This window comes from Variovorax sp. GW821-FHT09D05 (genome assembly GCF_059416325.1).
Map to the genome: position 1 here is coordinate 54563 of NZ_JBWKOZ010000013.1, position 16427 is coordinate 70989.

Genomic DNA, 16427 nt, shown 5'->3' on the forward strand with positions numbered 1-16427 from the left:
ATTACCGCGAGGACTCAGCCTTCGGCAAAGAACTGGCTGGGCGTCTGGTCGAATTGCTTGCGGAACATTGTGGCAAAGGCACTGGGGCTTTCGTAACCCAGCGCAAGGGCAACGTCGATGACTTTCTCGCCGGCCGCCAGCAGCTCCAGCGCTCGCAGCAGCCGAGCTTGCTGCCGCCATTGACCGAAGGTCATGCCGGTCTCGTTCACGAACAGGCGCTGGATGGTCTTCACGTTCACCGCAAGGCGCCGCGCCCAATCAGCCATGGTGGAGGAGTCGTCCAGTTGCTGCTGCAGCAGTTCGCAGATCTGCAGCAGCCGCGGGTCGGACGGCATATGCAGGTGCAGTGGTAACACCGGCAAGGCACGCAGTTCGTCCAGAATCAAGCGCATGACGCGGCCATCGCGGGTGCCGGGCACGTAAGGCTGCTGCACCTCCATGGCGGCTCGGATGAGTTCGCGCAGCAGGGGCGATATGCCCACGGCCCGGGTCTCGCCCAGCAGTTTGGGGGCGGCATCGGTCGCCACCTGCAGGCTGCGCATGTGCACTTCTCCGATGCAGCGGATCTCGTGGGTCATGCCGGCCAGCATCCAGATGGCGCGAGTGGGTGGCACCACCCAGCGGCCCGCCCGGGCCTGCACCACCATTACGCCGCGCACGGCATAGATCAACTGGTGCTTGGTGTGCGCATGCGGCTCTATGTACCAGCCGCTTGGGTAGTCGGTGGCCCGGCCGGTGACGGGCGTCGGCGCGTCGTCGATCTCCTTGAGCACCTGAGGCAGGGCCTTGGGCTTGCGAGATGAGTCCATGTCCTTTTCGCGAGGGTTTCTGGTGGATTGGCGCGAGACAGGCGCAGCGGTGCTTTCGATAATTCTCCCATGACAACCTCCGCAGCAGCATCCTTGGACGCCAGCGCCACGCCGACCGGTGCGGCCAGCGATCCGGCCTCTCTTTCTCAAAAATCCAAGCCGGCCTTCGGCATCCTCGCCGGCATCAGCAGCTCGCACATGATCAACGACATGATGCAGTCGCTGATCCTGGCGATGTATCCCATCCTGAAGGGCGAGTTCTCGTTGAGCTTTACCCAGATCGGGCTGATCACGCTGACCTATCAGCTGACCGCATCGCTGCTGCAGCCGCTGGTGGGCCTGTTCACCGACCGCCGGCCGCAACCGTATTCGCTGCCCTTCGGAATGATGTCCACGCTGATCGGCCTGATGCTGCTGGCCTTCGCTCCCAGCTTCGGCTTCGTGCTTCTGGCCGCGGCATTCGTGGGCATCGGATCGTCCATCTTCCATCCGGAGTCGTCGCGCATCGCGCGGCTGGCCTCGGGAGGGCAGCACGGCTTCGCGCAGTCGGTGTTCCAGGTGGGCGGCAATACCGGCACGGCCATCGGGCCGCTGCTGGCTGCTGCCGTCATCGTGCCCTTCGGCCAGCGCAGCGTGGCCTGGTTCGGGCTGGCGGCATTGCTGGGCATCGTCCTGCTGCTGCAGGTGAGCCGCTGGTATGCCGCGCACCATGTCGCCACGGCCGGCCGCAAGAAGCCGCCCGCCGCGGCGCCGTATCCGCCCAAGGTGGTGATGGGCGCCATCGCGGTGCTGCTGGTGCTGATCTTCTCCAAGTACTTCTACGTAGCGGGCATCAGCAGCTTCTATACGTTCTACCTGATGGAGCGCTTCGGCCTGACGGTGCAGAACGCGCAACTGCACCTGTTCTTCTTCCTCTTTGCCTCAGCGCTGGGCACGCTGCTTGGTGGACCCGTTGGCGATCGCATCGGCCGCAAGCCGGTGATCTGGGTGTCCATTCTTGGCGTGGCACCGTTCGCACTCCTGTTGCCGCATGCCGATCTGTTCTGGACCACGGCGCTGACCGTCGTGATCGGACTCGTGCTGTCCTCGGCCTTCTCTGCGATCCTGGTCTATGCGCAGGAACTGATGCCGGGCAAGGTGGGCATGGTGTCGGGGCTGTTCTTCGGCTTCGCGTTCGGAATGGGCGGGCTGGGCGCCGCAGTGCTGGGCATCTTCGCGGACCACACCAGCATCGCCTTCGTCTACCAGACCATCGCCTACCTGCCCCTGCTGGGCGTGGTGGCGGCTCTGCTGCCCAGGGGCACCCGGCGGGACTGAACGTTGGAAGAAGGGGACCGGCTTGCGCTGCTAGTCGATGAACCTTGCCACGATGTCCTCGAATGACGGCAGGTCCATCGGCGTGTGGCCGCCCGGATAGCCCTTCACGCTCAGCTGCAGGCCCTTGTAGTTGCGACTGGCGATCTGGTCGTACATCGCGGTGATCACCGTTCCTCCGGCGTTGCCGATGCCATATCCGAGCAGCAAGGTCACGGGGATGTCCCGCCCGCTGCTGCTCGCGTACATCTGGCTTTCGAGCGGATCGATCTGGTCGTGTGCGCCGTTGAAGGGCGCCTCGGAAGAGAAGAAATACTGGAAGGTGAATTGGCTCGCACCTTCCATGAAGAAGGCGCATGCGACAAAGATGCCGCCGTTCGACAAGCCCGAGAGCATGCGCTTGGCCGGGTTGGCACGGTAGTTCGACTCGACGTACGGCACCAGCTGGCCGGTGAGGAAGTCGTGGTACGCCTTGGCACCCGGCATCAGATAGTCGGTGTTGCGGCGCGCGGTGCCGCCGATGCCAACGACGATCGCCTTCTTGCCCGCCGCCTCGAGGATGTCCGTGAAGTTCTTGAAGCGCGTCACGCTGTTGTTGTAGACGGCGTCGCCATCGGTGATGTAGATCGCGGGATAGGACGACGTTGCGCTGTCGTATCCGGCCGGCAGATAGAACTGGATGGGATAGGTCGCGCCCGTGGCATCCGACTTCATCGAGATGCTGACCACCCGGCCGCTCGAGGTGTTCGCGGGCGGCGGTGTGGTGACTACAGGAGCTACGGGCAATACCGCTGCGCCACCCCCTCCGCCTCCGCCTCCTCCGCCGCAGCCTGAAAGCTCCAGCAGCAGGGCACAACCTGCCGTGAACATGAGCCTGCGAAGAATCCCTCTTGTCTCCATGTCGCGTTCCTTGATGATGGTTTTAGTGGAAGCCAGACTGTCAACCGCGGTCGCCGACGGATCATAGTGGCAGCATCGATTTGCTCAACGGAACGACCTGTACCTCTGTACCTATTCGGCGATCCACTTCCCCGTGACTTCATCGAGAACAGGCACTGGCTCGGAAAGCGGGCTGGCGGCGGTCGCATCAACCGCCGGTTCATGAACCACCGCCCATCCAAAGCTCGCTGACAGCGCGCCCGTGTCACCATCCTGCGCGACGCCGAACATACCCGCCACAAATCGCAGCTCTTTCTTCGAGCCGTTCAGCAGATCGATGCAGCGCACGGGCGCGCTAGCCAGCGCCTGCGGCACCGCATGGATGCCAGGGCCTTCTGATGGCACGTCGTAACGCAGCCATCCCGTGCGCGCATTCGCAGCGTCGAAGTGCGCCTTCCAGTTGCCCAGGTACTTGTTTGGCCCAAGCGCCTTGGTTCTCCAATCGACGATCAGGTAGGGGAACAAGGTAACGATCCAGCCGGGCAGCTCAGAGGGACCCGAACCGCTCTGGTAGCGAAAGAAAGAGCGCCAGAAATCGATGTCGACCTCGCCCGCTTGCCTTCGACAGGCTTGGCGAGCAGGCTGCGGATGCTTTCCTGCGCATCGAGCGTCTCGCATGGCCCGCCACGGGCCACATCGGAAACCGCGAATTTCTTCATGTCTTGATCCCTTGTTTCATCTGGTTTTCTTACCAATGCGCAGATGCGTACGAACCGCTCGGACGCGCATTCGACAAATTCAAAGCCTATCCCACACCTGGCCCAACCCAACCAGATGGAAGATGCCGAACACGAGGCAGATCGCCGAACTCCACACCCAGAAGGCCGTCAACCGCTGCCGGTCGAAGACGAATAACGCCAATGCAACGAGCCCTCGCAACAGGTACACAGCCGTGATTGCAGGCAGCACGAACGCCAGCAGCGGCAGCGGTTGCAGCACCCCTGCCCCAGAGAGCGCATACGCCGCCCACGTCCCCAGCACGCACGCAATCAGCAACGTGACGATGGGTGGATACAGATGCCCGGCCGCCGCGCCCGCGGCCATGCGCTCCCCCGCGCCGAAGAAGCGATACCACGCAGGCCCGCCGAAGATCACGCAGATATGCAGCAGTGCGGCGATGGCGCTGAGTGCGGCGCCGATGATCAAGGGAATGTTGTAGGGCATGACGTCTTTCAAAGACGATTGACGGGCTGCAATGCGCTCACTGTGCCCCGCGTCGGACCGAAGGCACCGTAGCGCACGGCAAGGCCGCTCAGGGTCTCGACGCGTTCGACCCATTCCTGCGGCGTGGCGATGGCGCCGGGCTCGTACAGTGGCTGCACGCCTTGTAGCTGTTGCGTCAGGGTGTGCTGGTGATCGAGGTTTGGCGTCTCACTGCAAGGCAGCGAGGCGAGCCTCGAACCATCTGCGCTGCGATAGCCAGAGCACCAGCGCAAGCCTGCGCCTTCGATGCCGTCGAGATGGCTCGCCACCAACCCATCGAGCTTGCCGACCGCATCGAGTGCATACCGCAGCAGCACCGCGTCCGGGTGCCCTCGCCGAAACGCCCCTTGCCAGCCGTCATCGGCGTTGTGCGGCTCGGCCAGCCGCGCGTCGAGTGCGTGGTCATGCGTGGGAAGCGGGCCTGATCCGTGGCGCGTGAGGTAGGTGCGCAGCACGCCGAGGTGCTGCACGGGCGCATCGATGCCCACGTCTCGCAGCACGGCTTCGACCGCTGTGGTCGAGATGGTGCTCCACGTGGTGTGCGGATGAAACCCGCGCCACTCGTCGAGCAACACGCCCTGCGCGCCTTCGAAGATCACGGTGCCGGGCTGCGCGAGGCATTCAGCGATTCGATCCGCGCTTGCGGGCGGCGACTGCTTCAGGCACAGCGCCACGGCATCGAGCCAGCGCCGTGCGAGCGTGTCGTCGTGGAGCATGGCGAGTTCCTGCGCGGCATCTGCATGCGAGGGAACTGCGTTGGTTGCGAACTCGCGCAGCAACGTGGTGCGCGAGGCTTCCAGCTTTTCAAGCGCGCGTGCGGGCTGCAGCAAGTCGCCGTAGTGCAAGGCTTCGTCGGGTGAAGCAAGCGCGTGCCGCACGGTCTCGCCAACACCCACGCCACAACTGCCATGCGCGCCCTCCCCTCGCACCCATTCGCGCAACCGCCCCGCAGCCTGGTGGAAAGGCGTGGTCACGCGGCAGCGTGCGTCGATCAGCAAACGCGAGAAGGCGTCTTCCACACCCACGCGGCGCAATGCCGCTTCCTCTACGCGCAGTGCCGTCGGGTGCACCACCACCGGGCTCGCGAGCACAGTGCCCACGCCCGCATGAAAACTGCCAGCACCAAATTGCGAGAAGGTGTGATGCCGCCCGTCGGCCAGCACCACGTTGTGCCCGGCCTGCGCGCCGCCGTTGAAGCGCACGACGGTGTGGGCTTGCAGCGTGCCGCAAAGGTGATCGGTAAAGAGCCCCTTGCCGCAGTCTCCAAATCCAAGGCCCAGCAGCGAGACGTAGCGCGTGGCGGCAGTCACACGGCCATCAGCCGAAAAGCCGCTTCCACCACGACGAACGCGGGCCCGCGGCCGCGGTGGCCACAGCCGGCGGTGCACGGCGCGATGCGCTCGGGTCGAGCAGCGCGGCATAGCCGTCGAGCGCATGCAGAACGCCCCCGACGCGCTCCTTGGCCATGCCGGTGCCGCTCATCACGCCGGCCAGCGCTTCGAGGCTGGGCACTGCCTTCTCGGTGAGGGCGACGATGCCGGCGGCCACGGCGCAGGCGTCGTCGGGCGAATCCATGCAGATGACGTGATCGCCCAGCAGTTCGCGCCATCGCGGTTCGCAACGGCGGCGGCGCTGGGCATCGGGAATCAGGAAGAACAAGTTGGTGGTCTCGGCCGCGGCGGCGATGACTTCCTCGATGGGAATGTCCTCGTCGAGCTTCTCGCCGACGAGGCCTTCGACCTGGTGGCGCGAGACTGCCGGGTACGGCAGCTCGTCGCCGGTAACGAACAGGTAGCCGCGCTTCTTGCGCTTGACCCAGCAGTCCATGTCGGTGTGCTGCGCCATGACGTAGAAGGCCAGCTCGTAGCTCTCTTCGCCGGTGCCGCCACCGCCGCCTTCGAGATAGCTCCAGGTGAGCCACTGGTCCATGAGGTTTGCGGTCGACTCGAACTGGCCGACCTGTAGCGGCGCGTGGTCGGAGGTGGCGTCGCCGATGGCCATGAACATGAGCTGCGGGTCTGCCACGCCGCAGTCGGTCAGCAGCTTCATGAAGGTGGGCAGCTCGCGGCGCGCCAAGGTCTGCGGGATGTCGCCCATGGAACCGGTGACGTCGAGCGCGAAGACGATGCCCAGCGAGTTGGGGTGGTCGGCGTTGTCGCGCGACTCACGCACCTTCAGGCCCTTCGGGTTCATCAGCGGGTGGGTGGAGCGCTGCGTGAAAACCTCGGCGCCAGGCTTGGCGGCGCGATCGGCAATGAGCGCCGTGTGGGCGGCGTGCGAGTAGTTTCCGTATCCCATGAGCTTTTCTTCCTTGATGACTGCGGTTCAGGCGCCGGCGCGCGGCGCGGGGTCGAAGTGAACGAACTTCGATGCGCCGAAGGCTTCGCGCGATGCGGCGGAGAGTTCTTGCTCGATGCCCTGCGCGCCGAGGCGCCGGCAGGTGGCGGCGTCTTCGCTGCACTGGCGCAGCAAGGCGACGAGCGGTGCGGGGGTGTGAGAGCCGAAGCCGGGCTCACCGGCCGCGCCGCCATGCAACACGGCGCGCACGGTCCAGGCGGCTTGCATGAGGTCGCGAGCAACAGCGGAGCCTTGGGCCGCGCCGGTCGCATGCTGAGCGCGCGACCAGCCGATGAGCAGCACGCCATGGTCACGCGGATGCACGAGCGCGTGCGCAGGCGACAGGTCACGATGCGTCCAGCCAGCGCCGTGCACGAAAGCCAGCACTTCGAGCATGCGGCGCCAGATCCACACGGCATGGCGCGGGTCGATGCCTCCTTGTGCATTGGCCTGCTGCACGTCTTGCAGGCTGCCCCAGAAGCCGGGCGGATGGCGCAGCACCAGCGCCTGGCGAGCGCCGTCGCCCAGCCCCTCGGCCACGCCCACACCCAAGGGCTGCGGCAGGCGGCGGGTGAAGTAGGCAGCACCGGGCACCGACAAGTCTTGCAGGGCCTGCAGCACCGCGCCTTCGCGCACAAGCACGTCGTTGGCCGCGCTGTCTCGCGCGAGCTTGAAGGTGACGCGCTCGGGCAATGCGCCGAGGCGTTCGGCCAGCAGCACTTCGCTGTGCTCACCGGTAGCCAGCGGCGCCAGCACGCGGTAGCGCACACCGCGCCACGCGAGGATGCGTCCGCCGGCCACGTCGGCATTGGCCCGGCGCAGCGCGGCGCGGAAGCTCTCGCGCTCGACGGTTTCCTCGCTGCGCACGACAGTGGCACCGCAGTAACTGCAGTTCACCGTGCGCCAACGGGCGGCGCGCGGCAGCGGCGCGGAACATTGCGGGCAGCTGAGAGCAAGCAGCGACAGCATGGCCCGCGCCTCAGTCTTCCTTGGGGGGCGCCGCCGGGTCGGGCGATGCCAGCACGCGATCGATGCGGCGGCCTTCCAGCGCGACGATCTCGAAGCACCAGCCGGCGCAATCGATGTGCTCGCCCACCTCGGGCAAGTGGCCGGACACAGCCATCAGAAGGCCTGCCACGGTGTTGTACCGGTTGCGCTCTTCGTCGGGCAGCTCGCGGATGCCCAGGCGCGCGCGCAGCTCCGACACGGGCATGAGGCCGTCGAGCTCCCACACGCCGTCGGGCCGCTCGCGCGCCCAGGCGTCGGTCTGCATGCCAGGCTGCAGCTCGCCGGTGATGGCTTCGAGCAGGTCGCGCGGAGTCATGAGGCCCTGCACCACGCCGTATTCGTCGACCACGAACACGAGGCGGCCGGCGCGGGCGCGGAACTGTTCCAGCAGCTCCATGCCGGTGAGGGTCTCGGGCACGAACACGGCGGGCGTGGCCTCCTGGCCGAGCACGCCGGGGTGTGCGGCGCCCAGGCGCAGCAGGTGTGCCACGCTGATCACGCCGACCACGTCGTCGAGCGAGTTGCGGCACACGGGGTACCAGGAATGCACGAGGTTGAGCGCACCGGCCTCGGCCACCTTCTGCAGCGCCTGCTGCACGCTGAAGGAGGCGTCGAGCCATTCGATGTCGGCACGCGGGATCATCAGCGACGACAGGCGCCTGTCGTCGAGATGAAACACATTGCGCACCATCTGGTGCTCATGCTGCTCGATGACGCCGGCGTCCACGCCTTCTTCGAGGCTGGCCGAAATCTCTTCTTCGGTGACGGAGCGGGCCGCGTTGGCATCGATGCGCAGCACCTTCAGCATGGTGGCGGTGGCGCCCGCCAGCATCCAAACGAAGGGCTTGGCGGCCTTGGCCAGTCCGCGCATGGGGCGTGACACCCAGCGCGCCACGGGCTCGGGGTAGAGCTGGCCGATGCGCTTGGGCACCAGCTCGCCGAAGATGATGGTGAAGAAGGTGATGCAGGTAACCACCACCGCGGTAGACGCGATGCTGGCGGTGCCACGGCCCATGCCGACGCTTTCCATCCACACCGAGAGCGGCTCGGCAAAGGCGGCCTCGCCGACGATACCGCTGAGCATGCCGATGGAGGTGATGCCGATCTGCACCGTCGAGAGGAACTGCGTGGGCGACTCCATCAGCTTCAGCGCGGCCACCGCGCCGGTGTCTCCCGTTTCGGCCAATGCCGCGAGACGTGCGCGCCGGCTGGTGGAAAGGGCCATTTCGGACATTGCGAACAACGCGTTGAGCGTGGTCAACAAGGCCAGGAGGAAGACATCCATGAACTGAGGGAGAGAATGAGGGAATGTCACTTTACTTGATTGGCGACCTGCAGGGCTGCGACGCCCCCCTCGGGCGGCTGCTGCAAAAGATCGATTTCTCCCCCAGCCGCGACACCATCGTGCTGCTGGGCGACCTGGTGAACCGGGGCCCCGATTCGCTCGCGGTGTTGCGCCGTGTGCAGGGCTACGGCGCATCGGCATTGAGCCTGCTGGGCAACCACGACCTGCACCTGCTGGGCGTGGCGCACGGCGCGCGCAAGGCCGGCCGCAAGGACACCCTGGCCGAGCTGCTGGCCGCGCCCGACATCGAGGCGCTGCTCGAATGGGTGCGCCAGCAGCACATGGCGCTGCACATGCGCATCGGCAACGGCGATCTGCTGATGGTGCACGCCGGCGTGCTGCCGCAGTGGACGGTGGGCGACACGCTGGTGCTGGCGTCAGAGGTCGAATCGGTGCTGCGCGGGCCGGCGCTAGGCGAGTTCCTGATGTCGATGTACGGCAACGAGCCGGCGCAGTGGAGCTACACGCTCACGGGCAGCGCCCGGCTGCGCGCCATCGTCAATGCACTGACGCGGCTGCGTTTCTGCACGACCGACGGCGTGATGGAGTTCGATGCCAAGGACAGCGCGGCCACCGCGCCCGAAGGCTTCATGCCCTGGTTCGACGTGCCCGGGCGCAAGACGGCCAACGCCACCGTCGCCTTCGGCCACTGGTCGACGCTGGGCTGGCTCTCGCGGCCCGACCTGCTCTCGACCGACACGGGCTGTGTGTGGGGCGGCTGCCTGAGTGCGGTGCGCATCGGCGCGACGCTGGACGAGCGCGAGCTGATCCAGGTCGAGTGCGAGCAGGCGCAGAAGCCGGGCTGAAGCTCGGCTGAAGGACCTCTCAGAACGCCTGCGTCATCAGCCCGTACACGGTGCGCACGCCACTCACGTAGTTGCCCATGCGCAGGTTCTCGTTGGCTGCATGCTGGTTGTTGTCGGCGTTCACCAGCGGAATGATCGCGAAGGGCACCGGCAGCACGCGCACGATCTCGGCGGTGGGCACCGTGCCGCCCATCATCCGGATGCGCACCGGCTCGGGCTTGGCGCCGAAGGTGTCGCTCAGCGCCCTGTAGGCCCACTGCCCCACGGGCGAGTCGATCTGCGAGCCCGCTGCTTCGCCGCCCTCGCTCTGGTAGGAGAAGCTCGCGAGCTTGTCGTAGCGGCTGCGCTCCTCGTCGGTCGGTTCGCCCTTGACCAGGTGGTAGCCCTGGCGCTCGATGTGTTTCTGGATGAGCTGGCCGAGGTAGGCCGGATCGGAGTCGGGCGTGGTGCGAAGGTCCATCTCGGCCACGGCCTTGTCGGGCACGATGTTGGCCACCTTGTCGCCCACCGCTGCCGCGGCCATGCCGCGCACGTTCAGCGAGGGGTACTGCATCGCCTCCTGGTAGTTGGCGCCGACCTTGTCGGTCTGGGCAATACCCAGACGACGCTTGAGTGCGGCCTCGTCGTCGGGCACGGCGGCCATGATCTTGCGGTCGGCCTCGCCGATCTTCACGTGGTCGTAGTAGCCGGCCACCGTCACGCGGCCCTGATCGTTCTTCATCGAGGCCAGCAGGCTGGCCAGCCGCTGCGCCGGATTGGGCGCGTAGTTGCCATAGTGCCCGCTGTGCAGCGGCACCTTGGCACCGTACACCGTGAGCTGGGCTCTGGCCGCGCCGCGGTTGCCGAACACCAGCGTGGGCCGGTTGGTGGCGTGCATGGGGCCGTCGTGGATCACGATCGCGTCGCAGCGCAGCAGGTCGCGGTGCGCCTGCATCACCTTGCTGATCGACGGCGAGCCTTTTTCCTCCTCGCTGTCGAGGATCACCTTGACGTTGACCGCCGGCTGCCCGCCGCCGGCCTTCAGGGCGTCGATGGCCGCGAGCATCATCATGATCGGCCCCTTGTCGTCGGCCGACGCGCGGCCGAACACGCGCCACTCGGGGTCGAGCGGTCCGCTGAAGAGCGGCGCCGAATCGATCTCTTCCCATCCGCCGTTGGCCGCCTTGCGCTTGAGCACGGGCGTCCACGGGCTCTTTTGCGCCCATTGCGCGGGAATGACGGGCTGGCCATCGAGGTGCATGTAGAACAGCACCGTCTTGCGCGCGGGGTCGCTGCCCGGGTATTCGGCATAGAGCATCGGCTTGCCGTCGTTGGGCAACTGCCGCGTGGTGAAGCCGCGCTTGCGGAAGGCCTGCTCCAGCCATTCGACGTTCTTGCGGATGTCCTCCGGCGAGATCGCATCGTTGGGCAAGGACAGAAGCTCGAAGTACTCGCGATAGGTGGCCTGCGCATGGCGCTCGGCATCGGCCGGGGAAAGTTCTGCGGCTGCGGCCATGCAGGTCATGCAGGCGCCTGCGAGCAAGGCCAGTGGGAGCAGCGCGAGCGGGCTGCGCAAGGTTCTGCGCTGTAAGGGCATGGCGGGATCCGCTTTGTAACAGTTGCGAGGCAGTCTAGGCAAACGCGTGCTTTTGAACAATTGCCGATTTTTCGGGATATCTTTGCTTTTTTTGCAACGCAGCCAACCCGCGTCCGCCGCCATGTCCTCCCATCGCCTGCAGGAAACCTCGCTTCGCTACTTTCTCGAGGTGGTCCGCAGCGGCTCGCTGACCGAAGCGGCCACGCGCCTCAACGTCAGTGCATCGGCCATCAGCCGGCAGGTGGCCATGCTCGAGGAGTTGCTGGGCGTGCCGCTGTTCGAGCGCCGCCCGCGCGGCATGGCGCCCAGCGCAGCCGGGGAGCTGCTGGCGGCGCACGCGCGACGCGGTGCGCTGGAAGCCGAGCGCGTTGTGTCCGACATCCAGGGACTGCAAGGCCTGCAGCGCGGGCATGTACGCATCGCCTGCTCGTCGGGCTTCGCGAACGAGTTCCTGCCGCAGGCCGTCGTCGCGTTCCGCGCGCTGCACCCCGGCATCCAGTTCGAGCTGGAGGCCTGCGACCCCGCCGACGTGACCGAAGCCGTGCTGCTCGGCGATGCCGACATCGGCCTCACCTACAGCCGCGCCGCGGTACAGGGCGTTCGGGTGTCGCATCGCCAGGCGGCCTCGGTGTTCGCGCTGATGCGGCCCGACCATCCGTTGGCGAAGCAGCGCAGCGTGACGCTGGCGCAGATGCTGCCGTTTCCCATCGGGCTGTCGGGGCCGGACACCACCGTGCGCCAGCTGTTCGACGTGGCCTGCAGCAACCGCGCAGTGGTGTTCGAGCCCGCGCTGGTGAGCAACCGTTTCGAGGCGCTCGCCAGCTTCGTGCTGCACGGCGGCGGCCTTGCGATTGCCGGCGAGATCACGGTGCGCGAACGCGTGCGGCGCGGCGAGTTGCATGCCGCGGAGATTCGCGAGCGCGGCATGCGGGCGCGCTCGGTCGAGCTGCAGACCTTGGCCGGGCGCACGCTGCCCGAGGTGGTGCGTGCCTTTCTCGACTTCCTGTGCAAGGCGCTGCCTGCGCCCGGTACGCAGTGACGATGCAGGCTCAGGAAGGCAGGCGGAACTTGTCGAGCGACATGCGCTGCTTGCCTTGCGCGTCGAAGTTCTCGGGCGAGAGCCAACGCTCGAAGGCGGTGCGCAACGCCGGCCATTCGCTGTCGATGATCGAGAACCACGCCGTGTCGCGGCCGCGTCCCTTGTAGATCACGGCCTGGCGAAAGAGCCCTTCGTACTGGAAGCCCAGCCGCAGGGCCGCGCGCTTCGAGGGCTCGTTGAAGTTGTCGCACTTCCATTCGTGGCGGCGGTAGCCGAGTTCGTCGAAGACGAGCTTCATCAGCAGGTATTGCGCCTCGGTGGACATCGGCGTGTGCTTGAGCAGCGGCGAGAAATTGACGGTACCGACTTCGATGACTCCATTGGCGGGGTCGATGCGCATCAACGCCAACGAGCCAATGGCGCGGCCGCTTTGCCTGTCGATGACGGCGAAGTGCATCGGATCGGTGCTCTTCGCTATGCGCTCGGCGTAGGCCCGGGTGCTGTCGATGTCAGCGGGCCGCTCGATGCCCAGGTAGGTCCAGTCGCGGCCGTCCGGGGCTTGCGCGTAGGCGGCGTACAGGTCGTCGGTGTGCTTTGCTGCATCGAGCGGCTCGAGGGTGCAGAAACGGCCCTCGAGGGAGCGGCGCGGCGGCAGGGAACGCGGGGTCCATTCGGGCAGGTCTGGGCCGATGGACTGGCCGAATTCGTTGTGGCGGACTGGCATGCGGGTGTCTTTCTGAAAAGCTGGAGCGGCAAGGTCGGAGGACGTAAAGTACCCGCATCGTGGCTCTAATGAAAGTGCCACGCATGCCTTATTCAATGGTGCCACGCCCACTCCCTTCCCCCACCGCCCTGCTCGAATCTCCTCTCGTGAAGGAGCGCGACGCTGGTTCGATGCAGCGCCAGTTGCACGACCGGCTCAAGCGCGCCATCCTCGACGGCAGCCTTGCGCCGGGCAGCCGCCTGCCGGGTTCGCGTGCACTCGCCGAGGCGCTCGCCATCTCGCGCAACACCGTCACCGCAACCTACGAGCATCTGGCGGCCGAAGGCTATGTGCGGCCCGACCGGCAGGGCACGCGCGTGACCGAGCTTTCGTCGCCCGCCCTTCCGCCGAAGCGCGCAGGCAAGCCAGCCGGCACGCCCACCACCGCGCTGCGCCTCTCGAACATCAAGCCCAGCGTGTCGCGCGCCGAGACAGACATGGCACTGCGCCCCGGCGTGCCCGCGCTATCGCACTTTCCGTCGGCCGCATGGCGGCGCGCGCTCGACCGGGCGATTCGCGACGCCGGCTCTGCCGCGCTGGGCTACGGCGACCCGCTGGGCGAGCCGCCGCTGCGCGCGGCCATCGCGCGTCACCTGTCGGTGGCACGCGGCGTGCGCTGTGAGCCGCACCAGGTCGTCATTGCCGAAGGCGCACAGGAAGCCATCTCGCTGTGCGTGCGGCTGCTGTCCAACCCCGGCGACATCGGCTGGGTCGAAGACCCGGGTTACCGCGGCGTGAAGGCTGCCATGCATGCGGGCGACATGCGCATCGTGCCCGTGCGGGTCGATGCCGAAGGCCTGTGCGTGAACGAACGCGACTGGCAGAAGCACTCGCCCCGGCTGATCTACACCACGCCCTCGCACCAGTACCCGGTGGGTTCCGTGCTGAGCATCGCGCGCCGCCTCGACCTGATCGCGCAGGCCCGCCTGCATGGCGCGTGGATCATCGAGGACGACTACGACAGCGAATTTCGCCACACGGGCGAGCCCATCGGTGCGATGCAGGGGCTGGTGGACGATGCGCCCGTGCTCTACGTCGGCACCTTCAGCAAGACGATGTTTCCCTCGCTGCGGCTGGGCTTTCTTGTGCTGCCTGCCCAGTTGATGTCCGCCGTGCAGGCGCCGTTGGAAGAAATGTTGCGCGGCGGGCACCGCCACGAGCAGCTGGCCATGGCCGACTTCATCGAGAGCGGCCAATTCAGCCGGCACCTGGGCCGCATGCGCCGGCTGTACCGCGACCGACAGCAGGCGCTGCGGCTCGCGCTGAACAAACATTTCAAAGTGCTACACGAGATCGACGGTGGCTACTGCGGCCTACATCTGACGGTGCGTCTACCCGCGCGCTATGACGATCGACTTATCGCGGCCAAGGCGCTGCGCCATCGCATTGCGCCCACACCGCTATCGGGCTTCGCGCTGCAGCCCACGCCGTCGGACAACGGGCTGGTGCTGGGGTATGGCAACACGCCGGCGGAGCTATTCGAGCCGCTGGTGAAGCAGTTGTCGCAACTCGCACGCGCGGCAGGAAGGTTGGACGGTCCCAACAAAGAACCTGGCTATTGAGTGAGTTCTTCGTTGTAGAACTTTCCTAGCGCAACCGGTCTATCGCAAACAACCGGCCTACCGCGAGCAGCGTATATGAATTCTTCTGCCGCTCCGTAGGATGCAAACCCGCTCCGATCATGTTGCTCGAAGCCCCACACACGAAGCAAAGGAATTCGTCATGACTGATGAAATCGGTGTCGATCCCAAGCACGGCCGAGCCGGCCGCCACCCCACCAAAGGATCGCTGGATGCGCTCTCGGGACATGGCGATCCGGGCATGTTCGGCCGGATGTTCCCTCACTTGGCGCCTCTTTCTGTTTCCGACGACAAGTTGAAGGCGCTCGCCGCTGCAATGCTGGACGACAACAGCAGCGCAGACAACGCACGAGTGCCGGCGGGGTTCACCTATCTGGGCCAGTTCGTCGACCACGACATCACGCTGGATCTGACCTCCATCGGCGACAAGCTGGAGGACCCGACCGGGGTCGAGAACTTCAGGACGCCGGCGCTGGACCTGGACTCGATCTATGGGCGAGGTCCGGACGGCAGCCCGCACCTCTACGCCCGCGGCCCCAACAATGCGCCGAGCGCGAAGCTGCTGATCGGCAAGACCACCCTGGGCTTTCAACAGAATGCGGCCGACATACCTGGCGTGTTCCCCAACGACCTTCCGAGAAGCCCCGAGGGCCAGGCCTTGATCGGCGACCATCGCAATGACGAGAACCTGCTGGTCGCACAAACTCATCTGGCCTTCATGAAGTTCCACAACAAGGTGGTGGACCTGCTGATGGCTTCGCCAACGGCTCCCACGCCCGCCGAGCTCTTCTTTCAAGCCCGGCGCGAGGTGACTTGGCACTATCAATGGCTCGTGCTGCACGACTTCGTGGAACGGCTCACCGAAGACGGCATCGTGGCTCGCGTTCTCAACGAGGGCCGCCAGTTCTACCGGTTCAAGAAGACGCCCTACATGCCCGTGGAGTTCTCCGGTGCGGCCTACCGGCTCGGACACAGCATGGTTCGGGAGGTCTACAGCCATAACAGAGTCTTCACCCCGGGCGGGCTCGCACCCGCCTCGCTGGGACTTCTCTTCGCGTTCTCCGGCCTCTCAGGTGGCATCGTGGGTGACCTGGCGCCCAACCCGCTCACCGCTCCGACTCCGATAAGCAAGCTCGCCAGCAACTGGATCATCGACTGGCGGCGCTTCTACGATTTCGGCAACAACCCACCAGGGGTCACGCTCAATCATGCGCGGCGCATCGATCCTTTCGTCGTCAAGACGCTGCATGCGCTGCCTGGCGGTGCCAGCCTGCCGTTCCTGAACCTGAAGCGGGGCGTGATGCTCGGACTGCCTTCAGGCCAATCGGTTGCGCAGTCAATGGAAGTGCCCAACCCTTTGACAAGCGCCGAGATCTCGTCCGGCACGGACGGCGCGGTGGCCAAGGCGCAGGGACTACATGAGCAGACGCCCTTGTGGTACTACATCCTCAAGGAAGCGTCGGTCAGAGAGGGCGGCGAGCGATTGGGGCCTGTGGGCGCGCGTATCGTGGCGGAAGTCTTCATCGGATTGGTCCACGGCGATCATGAGTCCTACCTTTGGAAGAAAGGCCCGGACTGGACGCCGACTCTTCCCTCGCGCACGCCTGGGACTTTTACGATGGTGGACCTCCTGCAGCTCGTAGGCGACGTAAGCCCCATCGACGGCGTGACCCAAGCCTGACTGGAGCGCTCGGCGTCTTGATCTGAG

Annotated in this window: 15 protein-coding genes; 5 read left to right on the forward strand and 10 right to left on the reverse strand. The window is 66.2% G+C overall.

The window, feature by feature from the left end; translation table 11 throughout:
• Positions 1–14: 14 nt before the first annotated feature.
• The gene (locus tag AC07O3_RS29830) at positions 15–809 is read right to left on the reverse strand and encodes an AraC family transcriptional regulator (RefSeq protein ID WP_495341035.1); all 795 of its coding nucleotides are present in this window, start codon (positions 807–809) and stop codon (positions 15–17) included.
• A gap of 69 nt (positions 810–878) precedes the next feature.
• Here AC07O3_RS29830 and AC07O3_RS29835 point away from each other — a divergent pair, with 69 nt between their 5' ends.
• Entirely contained in the window at positions 879–2126 is a 1248-nt protein-coding gene (locus AC07O3_RS29835) for an MFS transporter (RefSeq protein WP_495341036.1), read from the forward strand.
• 30 nt (positions 2127–2156) lie between these two features.
• On the opposite strand, the gene AC07O3_RS29840 is transcribed toward AC07O3_RS29835, so the two are convergent.
• From AC07O3_RS29840 to AC07O3_RS29870, 7 genes are all read right to left on the reverse strand, one after another.
• Positions 2157–2909 carry an alpha/beta hydrolase gene (locus tag AC07O3_RS29840; protein ID WP_495341037.1) on the reverse strand — a complete coding sequence of 251 codons (753 nt, stop codon included), beginning with the start codon at positions 2907–2909 and terminating at the stop codon, positions 2157–2159.
• Between the two features lie 225 nt (positions 2910–3134).
• Entirely contained in the window at positions 3135–3680 is a 546-nt protein-coding gene (locus AC07O3_RS29845) for a DUF4419 domain-containing protein (protein WP_495341038.1), read from the reverse strand.
• A gap of 120 nt (positions 3681–3800) precedes the next feature.
• Positions 3801–4226, reverse strand: coding sequence for a hypothetical protein (locus AC07O3_RS29850; protein WP_495341039.1), 426 nt, complete (start codon positions 4224–4226; stop codon positions 3801–3803).
• A gap of 8 nt (positions 4227–4234) precedes the next feature.
• On the reverse strand, positions 4235–5575 hold the full coding sequence (locus AC07O3_RS29855) for an adenylosuccinate synthetase (RefSeq protein ID WP_495341040.1): 1341 nt from the start codon (positions 5573–5575) through the stop codon (positions 4235–4237).
• A gap of 7 nt (positions 5576–5582) precedes the next feature.
• Positions 5583–6563 carry a VWA domain-containing protein gene (locus tag AC07O3_RS29860; RefSeq protein ID WP_435460157.1) on the reverse strand — a complete coding sequence of 327 codons (981 nt, stop codon included), beginning with the start codon at positions 6561–6563 and terminating at the stop codon, positions 5583–5585.
• Between the two features lie 27 nt (positions 6564–6590).
• A complete protein-coding gene (locus tag AC07O3_RS29865) occupies positions 6591–7571 on the reverse strand; it encodes a lipopolysaccharide kinase InaA family protein (protein WP_495341041.1) in 981 nt (326 codons plus the stop codon).
• A gap of 10 nt (positions 7572–7581) precedes the next feature.
• Positions 7582–8895, reverse strand: a complete 1314-nt coding sequence (locus AC07O3_RS29870; protein ID WP_093058490.1) for a hemolysin family protein — start codon at positions 8893–8895, stop codon at positions 7582–7584.
• Positions 8896–8918: 23 nt separating this feature from the next.
• Between AC07O3_RS29870 and AC07O3_RS29875 the strand changes: the two genes are divergently transcribed.
• Positions 8919–9761 (forward strand): symmetrical bis(5'-nucleosyl)-tetraphosphatase, encoded by an 843-nt coding sequence (locus AC07O3_RS29875; RefSeq protein ID WP_440532177.1) that lies wholly within the window; start codon positions 8919–8921, stop codon positions 9759–9761.
• A 19-nt stretch (positions 9762–9780) separates the two neighbouring features.
• Here the strand turns inward: AC07O3_RS29875 and AC07O3_RS29880 are convergent, their stop codons facing one another.
• Complete coding sequence (locus tag AC07O3_RS29880) at positions 9781–11337, reverse strand: M20/M25/M40 family metallo-hydrolase (protein ID WP_093179608.1); 1557 nt, start codon at positions 11335–11337, stop codon at positions 9781–9783.
• A 121-nt stretch (positions 11338–11458) separates the two neighbouring features.
• Between AC07O3_RS29880 and AC07O3_RS29885 the strand changes: the two genes are divergently transcribed.
• The gene (locus AC07O3_RS29885; RefSeq protein ID WP_495341042.1) at positions 11459–12376 is read left to right on the forward strand and encodes a LysR family transcriptional regulator; all 918 of its coding nucleotides are present in this window, start codon (positions 11459–11461) and stop codon (positions 12374–12376) included.
• A 10-nt stretch (positions 12377–12386) separates the two neighbouring features.
• Here the strand turns inward: AC07O3_RS29885 and AC07O3_RS29890 are convergent, their stop codons facing one another.
• Positions 12387–13100, reverse strand: a complete 714-nt coding sequence (locus AC07O3_RS29890; protein WP_440532179.1) for a GNAT family N-acetyltransferase — start codon at positions 13098–13100, stop codon at positions 12387–12389.
• A gap of 95 nt (positions 13101–13195) precedes the next feature.
• On the opposite strand from AC07O3_RS29890, the gene pdxR reads away from it, so the two are divergent.
• Positions 13196–14701: a MocR-like pyridoxine biosynthesis transcription factor PdxR gene (gene pdxR / locus AC07O3_RS29895; protein WP_495341113.1), complete on the forward strand. Its 1506-nt coding sequence runs from the start codon at positions 13196–13198 to the stop codon at positions 14699–14701.
• A 160-nt stretch (positions 14702–14861) separates the two neighbouring features.
• Positions 14862–16400, forward strand: a complete 1539-nt coding sequence (locus tag AC07O3_RS29900) for a peroxidase family protein (RefSeq protein ID WP_495341043.1) — start codon at positions 14862–14864, stop codon at positions 16398–16400.
• Positions 16401–16427 lie beyond the last annotated feature (27 nt).